Genomic DNA, 12,694 nt, shown 5'->3' with positions numbered 1-12,694 from the left:
TGTCTACTTTTATTACTTCTATTTTGTTTCTCTATGAAGTGTGTGCTTTTTACAGAATTTGCAATATTTGTTCATTTCTAATCTATCTGGATTGTTCTTTTTATTTTTCATAGAATCATAATTTCTTTGTTTACACTCTGTGCATGCTAAAGTTATTTTAGTTCTCATAACTGCACCTCCAATTTTTATATATAATAGTACAAAAGATTCAATCTCTTATTTAAGCGTTACTTTTTACACAATATCATACAATATGTAAAATGTCAACTTCCTTTGAAAGGACCAGGTTTAGCACCCAGTCCAATTATTTCTAAATATATTATTAAGATTAAGCGTTAATCTTAGTAACAACTCCTGAACCTACAGTTCTTCCACCTTCTCTGATAGCGAATCTTAATCCTTCATCCATAGCTACTGGTGTGATTAATTCAACGTTCATATCAATGTGATCTCCAGGCATTACCATTTCCATTCCTTCTGGTAATTTGATTGATCCTGTAACGTCTGTTGTTCTAAAGTAGAATTGTGGTCTATATCCATCAAAGAATGGAGTATGTCTTCCACCTTCTTCTTTTTTAAGTACGTATACTTGACCTACGAACTTAGTGTGTGGGTGTACTGAGTTTGGTAAAGATAATACTTGACCTCTTTCGATGTCAGTTCTTTGAACACCTCTTAATAATGCTCCTATATTATCTCCCGCTTGCGCTTCGTCTAATAATTTTCTGAACATTTCGATTCCAGTTACAACAACTTTCTTCTTTTCTTCACTTAATCCTACGATTTCAACTTCGTCTCCTACGTGAAGTACTCCAGTTTCAACTCTACCAGTTGCAACTGTTCCTCTACCAGTGATTGTAAATACATCTTCGATTGGCATGATAAATGGTTTATCAGTTGCTCTTTCTGGTGTTGGGATGTAACTATCTACTGCTTCCATTAATTCTAAGATTGGAGCGATTGCTGCTTCATCTGTTGGGTTTTCTAATGCTTTTAATGCTGATCCCTTAATTACTGGAATATCATCTCCTGGGAAGTTGTATTCGCTTAATAATTCTCTAACTTCCATTTCAACTAATTCTAATAATTCTTCGTCATCTACCATATCTGCTTTGTTTAAGAATACTACGATGTAGTCAACTCCAACTCTTGATGCAAGTAAGATATGTTCTCTTGTTTGTGGCATTGGACCATCTGCTGCTGAACAAACTAAGATAGCTCCATCCATTTGTGCTGCTCCTGTGATCATGTTCTTAACATAGTCAGCATGTCCTGGACAGTCAACGTGAGCGTAGTGTCTGTTGTCTGTTTCATATTCAACGTGTGCAGTATTGATTGTGATTCCTCTTTCTTTTTCTTCTGGAGCCTTATCTATTGCTGCATAATCGAAAGCTTCTGCATATCCTCTTTTTGCTAATACAGTTGTGATTGCTGCTGTTAATGTAGTCTTACCGTGGTCTACGTGACCGATTGTTCCAATATTTACGTGTGGTTTACTTCTCTCAAATTTTTCCTTTGACATTCTGAATTCCTCCTCTTATCCTTTAATAAACTTTGCCTAGTGTTTTTTATTTTATAATTGGAGCTCACGATCGGGATTGAACCGACGGCCTCCGCCTTACCAAGGCGACGCTCTACCTACTGAGCTACGTGAGCACTCATATCTTAACATTTTCTTGATATACCAATTATAAAGTTTACTATTATTCGTTTTATTTGTCAATATAATTTAATCACTTTATACCTAGGCATTTTTCAAGCTTTCTCTTTACTCTTTGCAATGCATTATCAATAGATTTTGAATGCCTATCTAAGTCACATGCGATCTCCTGATAAGATTTTCCATCTAGATATGACATAAGAACCTCTAACTCTAAATCAGACAAAACTTTAGCAATTATAGATTCAATATCATCCATATGCTCCTTGTTTATCAGAAGCTCTTCTGGATCTGAAATTTTTATTCCAGACAAAACATCTAATAGTGTTCTTTCAGAGTCTTCTTCATAAATAGGTTTATTTAATGAAACATAAGTATTTAATGGAATATGTTTTTGTCTAGTTGCCGTTTTAATTGCAGTTATAATTTGTCTTGTTACACATAACTCTGCAAAAGCTTTAAATGAAGTTAATTTATCAGCTTTAAAATCTCTTATTGCTTTATATAAACCTATCATACCCTCTTGATATATGTCTTCTTTGTCTGCGCCTATCAAGAAATAAGATTTCGCTTTTGACTTAACAAAATTTTCATATTTAGAAATTAGATATTCTTGAGCTCTAGTATTTCCTTTTTTAGCTTCTAATACAACTTCTTCATCTAACCTATCTTTAAATTCTAAAAACTCACCCAATATTCACTCTCAACTTTCTCCTTATAATCACTGTATATCTATGTAAACAATTATAACTCAGCTAAAATATCTTAGTCAATTAAATTTACTGGCTTCTTCTTATTTTTTCTAATTTTTTCAATATTTCCAAGTCTATATTATCACTAAGAATGTTTTTTTCTGAAATTTTATTTTTATTTTTTGTTTTTGTTATAGATTCAGCTACATCTAAAACTTCATTATAAAACTCTAAAGATGACATTCTTACAGCACCTCTTTGAAAAATAGTTTGTTGCTCTAACCAATCGGAAGTTACAACAATGACTTCATATTTTCTTCCTAGTAAATTTACTTCCCTTTCAATATAGCCATCAGCAGTTTCTCCATCTTTGGTAAAAACTATTGATAAATTTTTATTTAATTTCTCTACCTTTTGAATACTACCTGATACTTTATGTGCATCAAAAACAACTATTACTTTACAGTCATTATAAACCCCATAATTATGCATTGTATCTATTAACGATCTTCTAGCACCATCAAAACTATAATCCTTTTTTATTTTTAAATCTGGCCAACTATTTATAACGTTATATCCATCAACAAAAATAATTTTCACAATAGTTACCTCTTAAATTCATTTTACTTTAAACGACCTTTTAATACTTCATACATAATTATACCACCAGCCACAGAAGCATTTAAAGAATTAATCTTACCTACCATTGGGATTTTTATTAGTTTATCACATTTTTTTAATGTTAATTTTGATATTCCCTTTCCTTCATTACCAATTATAACAGCACATGGGCCACTAAAATCAGTTTGATAACTATATTCTTCTGCCCTTATATCTGTTCCATAAACCCAGATTCCTCTTTCTTTTAATTCATCTATTACTGAATTCAAATTTGTAACTCTAGCTACCTTTACATGTTCTATAGCTCCTACTGAAGATTTGTATACCATTGTTGTTACAGATGCACTTCTTCTTTTCGGTATTATTATTCCATGAACTCCAAATAATTCTGATGTTCTTATAATTGAACCTAAATTATGAGGATCCTCTACTTCATCTAATATTACAATAAATGGCTGTTCTCCTTTTTTTTCTGCTAATTCTAGAATATCTGATACTTCTGAATATTTATAAGGAGTTACTCGTGCAATAACACCTTGGTGAACTGCATTATTACACATAGAATCTAATTTCCTTTTATCTACTTCCTTTATTAGTATCTTTTTTTCTTTTGCTTTTGATATTATAGAATTTATAGATCCTTCTAATTTAGCATTAGATATATAAAGAGTTTCTATTGTTCTGTCAGTTTTTAATGCTTCCGTAACTGCATTTCTTCCAATTATTATATCTTCTCTTTCTTCAAAACTATTATCATAAAATTTATTTCTATTATCTCTTTTTTTTAATCCTTTTTTGTTTTCTTTCATTAAAAGCTACACCTCTTTTTTATTTAAAACTATAATACTTTTCTGTAACATAAATTCTAGTCTTTCTTTATTTCCTATTAAATATAAATATCCTATTAATGCTTCAAATCCTGTTGCCATTCTATAATCTCTAACATCTGCATTTTTAGGAACTGTTGCAGATTTAGCATTTCTTCCTCTTTTGTATATTCTAAATTCCTCTTCTGTTAAGTATTCTTCTAAATTGTGCATAATAAAAGATTGTGCTTTAGCTTTCACATAACTGATTGCTTTTCTATGAATTTTATTAGCACTTAATCCTTCATTTTCTGATAGAATATATGTCCTTATAAATACTTCATACACTCCATCACCTATTATTGCAAGTTGAAGAGGATTTAACATTCTTACACTTTGTTCACTAAATTCCCTTATCTTTAAATCATCTAACATAATTTATACTCCTTTAAATAAGGGCTGCAATTTGCAGCCCTATCTAATTAATTTATTTTTTTCCATCTAACCCCTTGTGGAGTATCTTCTAAAATAATGCCTCTATCTTTTAAATCGTCTCTTATCTTATCTGCTAAAGCAAAATCTCTATTTTTTCTTGCATTTTGTCTTTGCTCAATTAAAGATTCTATTTCTTCTTCTAAACTACCTTTAGTAGTTTTTTGAAGTAACCCTAATGGTGCTCCTAATTCTCTTATAAATTCTAATGCTTTTTCAACTAACTCTTTAGATGAATCTATAGTTATATTGGTATTAGTATCCTTAGTTAATTCAAATAGCACAGTAAGAGCATCTGCTGTATTGAAATCATCATCCATTTTTTCAATATATTTTTCTCTATACTTATTTAAAGATTCTAAATATTTAACTTCTTCCTGATTCATATTTTCTCTTGAAACTTCATCAATTAAGTTTTCTAAATTTGATACTGCATTATAAAGTCTTTCTACCGATGCTTTTGCAGAATCTAATAAGTCCTTGCTAAAGTTTATTTGTAATCTATAATGAGCTGACATCATAAAAAATCTTATAACATCTGAATCATATTCCTTTAATATATCTCTAGCAGTAAAGAAGTTATTTAAAGACTTAGACATTTTTTGATTATTTACATTTACATATGCTGAATGCATCCAATAGTTTGCAAATTTCTTTCCTGTTAATGCCTCGCTTTGTGCAACTTCATTTTCATGATGCGGGAATGCTAAATCCATACCACCTGCATGAATATCAATTGTTTCTCCTAATATTTTCTTTGCCATACATGAACATTCTATATGCCAACCTGGTCTTCCCATTCCCCAAGGACATTTCCAAGCAGGTTCTCCTGGTTTTTGAGCTTTCCATATAGCAAAATCCATAGGATCTTTTTTTCTTTCATCAGCTACAGACGAAGTTCTATTACTTGCTCCCATTTGTAAATCTTCTATACTTTGACCTGATAATTTACCATAATTATTAAACTTATTAGTATTAAAATATACATCACCTTTAACTTCATATGCATACCCTTTTTCAATTAATTTAGTAACAAATTCAATAATATCATCTATATATTCAGTAGCCCTTGGATTAACTGTAGCTCTTTCTATTTTAAGATTGTCTGCATCTTCGTAATATTCTTTAATATATTTATCGCCTATTTCTTTTACAGTAGTATTTTCTTCATTAGCTTTTTTAATCATTTTATCATCTATATCTGTAAAATTTTGAACGAATTTAACATTATACCCTCTATACTCTAAATATCTTCTTATTGTATCAAATACTATAAAAGTTCTCCCATTCCCTATATGAAAGAAATTATAAACTGTCGGGCCACAAACATACATTTTAACCTGACCTGGAGTAATAGGGATAAATTCTTCTTTTTTTCTCGTTAAAGTATTAAATATCCTCATTAATTTTTACCTCCTGTGTTATCTTAATTTAATATTATTTTTATCAAACTCTCCTTTAACAATTTGACAAACATCTTCTATTTTAATAACTTCCATATCACCAGTTCTAAGTTTAAATTCAACTTCTCCATCTGAAATTTTCTTTCCTACTGTTATTCTCATAGGAATTCCCATTATTTCAGAATCTTTAAATTTAACCCCAGCTCTTTCTTTTCTGTCATCTAATAATGCATCTACTCCTATAGCTTTTAAATCTTCATAAATCTTAGTTGCAATTTTTACTTGTTCTTCATCTTTAACATTTACAGCAATTACTGAAACATGATATGGAGCAACTGCTAACGGCCACATTATCCCATTTTCATCATTATGTTGTTCAATAATAGATGCCATAGTTCTTGTAACACCTATTCCATAACATCCCATTATAAATGGAGCTTCTTTTCCATTTTCATCTATAAATTTAGCATCCATAGCTTCTGAATACTTAGTTCCTAATTTAAATATATGACCTACTTCTGTTCCTCTAGAAATTGTAAGTTTTCCTCCACATTTAACGCATGATTCTCCTTCAACTACATTTCTATAATCTCCAACTACACCTTCAAAATCACGACCATAATTTACATTTTTAATATGGTATCCTGTTTCATTTGCTCCAGTTACAAAGTTACACATCTCTTTAACTTCTTCATCTACTAACATTAAATCAACTTTTATTCCTATTGGTCCTGCAAATCCAATTCCACAACCAGTTGCATTCATATACTCTTCATGAGAAGCCATCTCTATATCTCCTGAAGCATTTGAAGCATTAGCAACCTTAACTTCATTAACTTCCCTGTCTCCTCTTACAAATACAGCAACTATCTTTCCATCAACATTATATAATAATGTCTTAACAGTTTTTTTAGAAGATATCTTTAGAAATTCTGATACTTCGTCTATTCCTCTGCTATCTGGAGTTGCTACCTTTTCAATTTCCATTAATTCTTCTTTTTCTGATTCATCTAAACTAGCAGTTGCTTTTTCAATATTAGCTGCATAATCACATTTAGTACAGAAAACAATATCGTCTTCTCCAACTTCTGATTTAACCATAAATTCTGCTGAATTTGATCCTCCAATTGCTCCTGAATCTGCCTCAACACATTTTGCGTCTAATCCACATCTATTAAAAATTTTAACATATGCTTCATACATTTTATTATATGATTCATCCAATCCTTGTTGATCTTTATCGAAACTATAAGCATCTTTCATAACAAATTCTCTTGATCTCATAACACCAAATCTTGGTCTACGTTCATCTCTATATTTTGTTTGAATTTGATATAAATTTACTGGTAATTGTTTATAAGATTTAATTTCATTTTTAGCTATATCAGTGAATACTTCTTCATGTGTAGGTCCTAAACAAAAATCTCTCTCATTTCTATCTTTTACTCTAAACATTTCAGGTCCATAAGCATCCCATCTTCCTGATGATTGCCACAATTCTGCTGGAATCATTGCAGAAGCTAAAAATTCTTGTGCTCCTGCTTCATTCATTTCTTCTCTTATTATATCTTCAACTTTTTTTAAAGCTTTTAAACCTAATGGCATATAGTTATATATTCCTGAAGCCATTTTTCTTATCATTCCTGATCTAAGCATAAGCTTATGACTATCAATTTCAGCTTCTGCTGGAACTTCTCTTAGTGTAGATATTAACATGTTAGACATTTTCATAATTAAACTTCCTCCAATATATTATTTTTATATTAAAGTGGCTTTAAGAATAATAAAAAAGCCCACCCTATCGCTTAGGGCGAACTTATGATCGCGGTACCACCTAAATTTGTTCTCTAATAATGATAACGGTATTAAACCGATAGTTTTTTCCTATTACTCCGAAGCTGGTTCAAAATCTATTGAAAATCTTTCAGCCTATGGATTTTCTCTCTGAAAAGTGATTTCTACTATTCTTCATCAACGTTTTTCATATAATTTTACAATTAACTTAATTCATTATAACTTTTTGTAATTTCACTGTCAATATATTATCTACTACCTATTTATTAGCTAAATACTCACCTATAATAAGATCTTCTGGGGTAGTAATTTTTATATTCGAATACTCTCCTTCATATATATATACATTATTACCAAAATATTCAGCCACCATAGTATCATCTGTAATTTCCACATCTTCATTTTTTATTTTTTTGTGGCATTCATATATTAAATCATATCTAAATGCTTGAGGCGTTTGTACTGACACTAATTCACTTCTATTAGGTGTTTGTATAGAAAATCTATTCTTATCAATAACCTTTATAGTATCTTTTGGCATAACTCCCGGTGCTGCTGCACCGTATCTTTTGGCATACATTATTGAGTCATTTATTAATTTTTCTGAAACAAATGGTCTTACACCATCATGAATTAAAACAATATCTGATCCTTCTGCTGCCATTAATCCATTATATACTGATTCATATCGCTCACTTCCACCAGCTATTATTTTATTTACCTTTATAAAATTTTTATTTAATATCTCATTTTTGCAATAATCAATTTCATGAAAAGGCACTACCAATATAATATTATCTACTAATTTACAGTTTAAAAAACTTTTAATGGTGTAATAAAGAATGGGCTTTCCATTCAAATTAAGATATTGCTTACTTTGAACAGTGCCCATTCTTTTACCTCTTCCACCAGCTACTACTATCGCACTAACCATATAGAAAAGCTCCTTTACTTAATTATCTTTCGGCTTAGCAAAAATCATTCTTCCTGCTGCTGTTTGTAAAACTGACGTTACTATGACAGAGATTGTTTCACCAATATATTTTTTACCGCCCTCTACTACTATCATAGTACCATCATCTAAATAACCTACTCCTTGAGTTGACTCTTTACCATCCTTAATCATATCTACTGACATTTCTTCACCTGGTAAAACAACTGACTTTATAGCATTTGATAATTCATTTATATTTAATACAGGTACTCCTTGAAATTCTGCAACTTTATTTAAGTTGTAATCATTAGTTATTACTTTTCCATTCAATGTTTGAGCTAACTTTAATAATTTACTGTCTACCTCATTAATCTTAGGAAAATCACCTTCCCAAATTTGAGTTTCGATTGAAAGCTCTTTTTGTATCTTATTTAATATGTCTAACCCTCTTCTTCCTCTATTTCTCTTTAACGAATCTGAAGAATCTGAAATATGCCTTAATTCATCTAAAACAAAATTAGGAATTACTAACGGCCCTTCTATAAATCCGGTTTCACAAATATCAAATATCCTTCCGTCAATTATAACTGAAGTATCTAAAACTTTTGCTACACCCTTTACCTGATTACCTTTTGATTTCTTTTCCTTACCTGTATTCTTCTTTATGCTAGAAATTAACGTTACTATATCATCTTTTTTCTTAATCATAATATCAGCACCTATTATTGCTGATATTAAATTTAGAAATATAAATAAAATAGGCCCAAACAAATCATCTAGTCCATTTATTGGCTTTGCAATAAAACTCATTAATATTAGAGCTATAATAGAACCAAATGCCCCACAAATGATTTCAATTAAAGTAAGCTTTTGAATATTTTTTTCTATATATTCAACTAAATTAGAAATAGCCTTATATATAACTGGAGATACAATATACAATATAATTCCGAATAATAAAGATATAACCGTTATAAACACTATAGATCCTGTTAATGTTGAAAAATATTTTAATTCTTTAATACTGGATACATCTAACAAAGATTTTCCTACAATATAACCAACCAATAAACCTATAGCTGAAAAAATGCCTCTTACAATTCTCTTTAACAAATAGTTCACCCCTTCCTAAATTACTACAATATTCATTATAATCCATTTTCATATATTAACTGTATTATATCACAATATACATATATCTAAAATTAATAATTTATTAATTTTACTTAAATACTCCCCCTATGAATTAATATAATTCTTCTGTATTATATACATGTATTCTAAATCTTAATCCCTTATTAAGAAAATAGTCTAAAAATATTTATAATTATTTAAAGTATATCAAGGAGTTGAGGCGTATGAAAGATATAATATTTGATGATTTTCAAAACTCTGTAAGTGATTCTTTGGTAAGACATAAGAGCATCTTAGATATCCTTACTAAATATAGTGAATCTAGTTCTAGAGTTAATAGAGCAATTGCAAAATCTGTTACAAATTGCGGATGTGTAAATATTAATGCTTCTAAACAAAATTCATTGAATGAAGATAAATCTATTGACGACTTATCTGCCTGTTTATCTTCCCACTTAAATGGTGAGATTTGTGAAAACTGTCGTGAAATTATAGAAAGAGAAATTGGAAACAATATTTTTTATCTTACTTCTTTATGCAATAACTTAAATATAAACTTATATGATGTTTTGCTTAAAGAATACAATAGAATAAATACACTTGGAAAATTTAATCTTAGATAAGATATAAATTCATTTTTTACTTAACGGAATAAAAAATCGGCTTACCATCTATTGGTAATACCGATTTTTTATTTTTATATTTTTTTATTTAAAAGAATTTGTTCCCTTATTCTTTTTAATCCATCTTTAATAGCTTTTGCTCTTGCTTCACCTATTCCTTCAACAATATCTAATTCATCAATATCAGCTTCTATTACATTATTTAATTCTTTAAATTCTTTAATTAAATTTTCAATTACTGTTGATGGTATTCTAGGAACTTTACTTAATATTCTATACCCTTTAGCAGATATAAGGGTATCTACAATTGAGACTCCTCCATGACCTAAAACTCTTGCAATTGCATCTAAATCCAAAAGTTCAGCCGAATTCAATTTTTGTATTTGCTCATATACTTCATTATATTCATCATCTTCTTTGCAATAATCTCTTATTAATAATATTCCATCTCTTTCTATATGCTTAACAAGTTCATTAAGTTGCATAGATATAAGTCTACCTTCATTTCCAAGTTCTAAAATATACATATTTATTTCTTCTACTATTCTCATTACCATTTCAGTTCTTTGAATTGCAGTAACAACATCAAACAAAGTTGTTAAATCTTGAAATTCTAAAAGATTTAAATTATTAATTACTCTTTCTAACACTGAAACATATTTCTCCAACGTTTGAATAGCTTGATTTGCCCTAGCTAAAATTATACTACTATCTCTTAATACATACTTTATATCACCCTTATATACAGTTATTATATTTCTTCTTTGAGAAATAGCAACTACTATATTATTAGTTTGCTTAGCTATTCTATGTGCTGTTCTATGCCTAGTACCAGTCTCATGAGTTATAATAGATGCATCTGGTATAAGTTGAGCATTTGCACAAACAATTTTTTTTAGATCTTCACTAATTACTATTGCCCCATCCATTTTAGCTAATTCATAAACATATGATGGACTATAATCTGAATTAAGAATAAAGCCGCCATCTACCGTTCCCATTACTTCTTTACTATCACCAATTACAATTAATCCACCAGTTTTAGCTCTAAGGATATTTTCAAGCCCTTCTCTTAGTTGAGTGCCTGGGCACATAATTTTTAATGTATCTTTTATTTTCATTCCCTTTTCTAATCTCATACACTCACCTGTTCTTTTTAAAATATCTTATTTACTGCCTCTATTAAATGTCTAATACCTATTACATTTATATGTTCTTTTTTTACTTTATCTAAATTTCTTTCAGGAATTATTACATTACTAAATCCAAGTTTTTCAGCTTCTTTAACTAGTCTTTCTGCTGATGAAATTGGTCTTATCTCTCCAGTTAATCCTACTTCTCCAACCATTAATGTTTTATCTAATCTAAATTCTCTAGACTTTGCACTAGATATTAATGCTAATGCTAAACCTAAATCTGCTGATGTACCATCTATATTAAATCCACCAACTACATTTACATAAACATCCTTATTATAGAAAAATACTTTTAGCTTTTTCTCTAAAACCGCCAATATAAGGCTTAACCTTTGATTATCAATTCCAACAGCTGTTCTCCTAGGCATTGGTGCCTTAGTTTCACTTACTAATGCTTGAATTTCTATTAATATAGGTCTAGTACCTTCCATAACTCCAACCACCACAGAACCTTCTTGATTAAAACTAGTATCTTCTAAGAAAATCTTTGATGGATCAAATACTTCTACTAAACCTTCCTGTTGCATTTCAAATACACCTATTTCACTAGTAGTTCCAAAACGATTTTTCATGGTTCTTAAAATTCTATACTCCTCTGTTCTCTCTCCTTCAAAATATAAAACAGTATCAACCATATGCTCTAAAACTCTTGGTCCAGCTAATTCACCTTGTTTAGTTACATGCGCAACTATAAAGAATGGTATGTTTTTACCCTTACACATTCTCATAATAGTATTTGAGCATTCCTTTACTTGTGATACACTACCAGGTGCTGAAGAAACACTTTCTTTAAATATAGTTTGAATTGAATCTATTATAACAAAATTAGGATTAATTTGTTCTATGTATATTGAGATAGCATCTAAATTGGTCTCAGATATTATAAATAAATTTTCACTATTTGCGCCTAATCTATCTCCTCTAATTTTTATCTGTTCTTCAGATTCTTCTCCAGAAACATATAAAACCTTACCACATTTTATAGCTATGTTATTGGCTGTTTGTAGTAATAATGTTGATTTTCCTATTCCAGGATCTCCTGAAATCAAAGTTAAAGATCCCTTAACTAATCCACCACCTAAAACTCTATTAAGTTCTTTTATTCCTGTATCATATCTTTCTTTTTCACCAGATTTTATATCTTTTATACTTTTGGGTTGGTTATTTTGTACTATGCTATTAACCTTTAATGAAGTTGTTGTTTTATTATCTTCTTTTATTTCTTCATTAAAAGTATTCCAATTATTACAAGATGGACATTTTCCCAACCATTTAGGGGCTTCATATCCACATTGTTGACATATATATGTAGATTTTATCTTAGCCATAAATATTCCTT

Annotated in this window: 13 protein-coding genes, 1 tRNA gene and 1 other annotated feature; of the genes, 1 reads left to right on the top strand and 13 read right to left on the bottom strand. The window is 29.6% G+C overall.

The genetic code is table 11. The features are described 5' to 3' along the window. Window positions 1-18: 18 nt before the first annotated feature. From rpmG to BGI42_RS00955, 11 genes are all read right to left on the bottom strand, one after another. Window positions 19-168 carry a 50S ribosomal protein L33 gene (gene rpmG, locus BGI42_RS01005; RefSeq protein ID WP_069678554.1) on the bottom strand — a complete coding sequence of 50 codons (150 nt, stop codon included), beginning with the start codon at window positions 166-168 and terminating at the stop codon, window positions 19-21. 160 nt (window positions 169-328) lie between these two features. After that, window positions 329-1,522: an elongation factor Tu gene (gene tuf / locus BGI42_RS01000; RefSeq protein WP_069678553.1), complete on the bottom strand. Its 1,194-nt coding sequence runs from the start codon at window positions 1,520-1,522 to the stop codon at window positions 329-331. 58 nt (window positions 1,523-1,580) lie between these two features. Then, window positions 1,581-1,656, bottom strand: a tRNA-Thr gene (locus BGI42_RS00995). A gap of 77 nt (window positions 1,657-1,733) precedes the next feature. Then, a complete protein-coding gene (gene sigH / locus BGI42_RS00990; protein ID WP_069678552.1) occupies window positions 1,734-2,354 on the bottom strand; it encodes an RNA polymerase sporulation sigma factor SigH in 621 nt (206 codons plus the stop codon). Window positions 2,355-2,439: 85 nt separating this feature from the next. Beyond that, the gene (locus BGI42_RS00985) at window positions 2,440-2,952 is read right to left on the bottom strand and encodes an NYN domain-containing protein (RefSeq protein WP_069678551.1); all 513 of its coding nucleotides are present in this window, start codon (window positions 2,950-2,952) and stop codon (window positions 2,440-2,442) included. Window positions 2,953-2,975: 23 nt separating this feature from the next. Beyond that, window positions 2,976-3,782 carry a 23S rRNA (guanosine(2251)-2'-O)-methyltransferase RlmB gene (rlmB, locus tag BGI42_RS00980; RefSeq protein ID WP_069678550.1) on the bottom strand — a complete coding sequence of 269 codons (807 nt, stop codon included), beginning with the start codon at window positions 3,780-3,782 and terminating at the stop codon, window positions 2,976-2,978. Window positions 3,783-3,788: 6 nt separating this feature from the next. After that, a complete protein-coding gene (locus BGI42_RS00975; protein WP_069678549.1) occupies window positions 3,789-4,214 on the bottom strand; it encodes a Mini-ribonuclease 3 in 426 nt (141 codons plus the stop codon). A gap of 47 nt (window positions 4,215-4,261) precedes the next feature. Further along, a complete protein-coding gene (gene cysS / locus BGI42_RS00970) occupies window positions 4,262-5,674 on the bottom strand; it encodes a cysteine--tRNA ligase (RefSeq protein WP_069678548.1) in 1,413 nt (470 codons plus the stop codon). Between the two features lie 18 nt (window positions 5,675-5,692). Further along, window positions 5,693-7,405, bottom strand: a complete 1,713-nt coding sequence (locus BGI42_RS00965; RefSeq protein ID WP_069678547.1) for a proline--tRNA ligase — start codon at window positions 7,403-7,405, stop codon at window positions 5,693-5,695. Window positions 7,406-7,477: 72 nt separating this feature from the next. Then, window positions 7,478-7,658: a binding site (T-box leader), on the bottom strand. 69 nt (window positions 7,659-7,727) lie between these two features. Further along, the gene (gene ispD, locus BGI42_RS00960; protein ID WP_069678546.1) at window positions 7,728-8,402 is read right to left on the bottom strand and encodes a 2-C-methyl-D-erythritol 4-phosphate cytidylyltransferase; all 675 of its coding nucleotides are present in this window, start codon (window positions 8,400-8,402) and stop codon (window positions 7,728-7,730) included. 18 nt (window positions 8,403-8,420) lie between these two features. Next, window positions 8,421-9,515 (bottom strand): PIN/TRAM domain-containing protein, encoded by a 1,095-nt coding sequence (locus tag BGI42_RS00955; protein ID WP_069678545.1) that lies wholly within the window; start codon window positions 9,513-9,515, stop codon window positions 8,421-8,423. A gap of 245 nt (window positions 9,516-9,760) precedes the next feature. Between BGI42_RS00955 and BGI42_RS00950 the strand changes: the two genes are divergently transcribed. Next, complete coding sequence (locus BGI42_RS00950) at window positions 9,761-10,159, top strand: DUF1573 domain-containing protein (protein ID WP_069678544.1); 399 nt, start codon at window positions 9,761-9,763, stop codon at window positions 10,157-10,159. Window positions 10,160-10,233: 74 nt separating this feature from the next. Here the strand turns inward: BGI42_RS00950 and disA are convergent, their stop codons facing one another. Both disA and radA read right to left on the bottom strand, forming a co-directional pair. Next, window positions 10,234-11,298, bottom strand: a complete 1,065-nt coding sequence (gene disA, locus BGI42_RS00945) for a DNA integrity scanning diadenylate cyclase DisA (RefSeq protein ID WP_069678543.1) — start codon at window positions 11,296-11,298, stop codon at window positions 10,234-10,236. A gap of 17 nt (window positions 11,299-11,315) precedes the next feature. Then, window positions 11,316-12,683, bottom strand: coding sequence for a DNA repair protein RadA (gene radA, locus BGI42_RS00940; RefSeq protein WP_069678542.1), 1,368 nt, complete (start codon window positions 12,681-12,683; stop codon window positions 11,316-11,318). Between the last annotated feature and the right edge of the window lie 11 nt (window positions 12,684-12,694).

The organism is Clostridium taeniosporum, assembly GCF_001735765.2.
In the GTDB taxonomy this organism is placed as follows: Bacteria; Bacillota; Clostridia; order Clostridiales; family Clostridiaceae; genus Clostridium; species Clostridium taeniosporum.
This window is presented reverse-complemented; position numbering and strand designations above follow the sequence as displayed.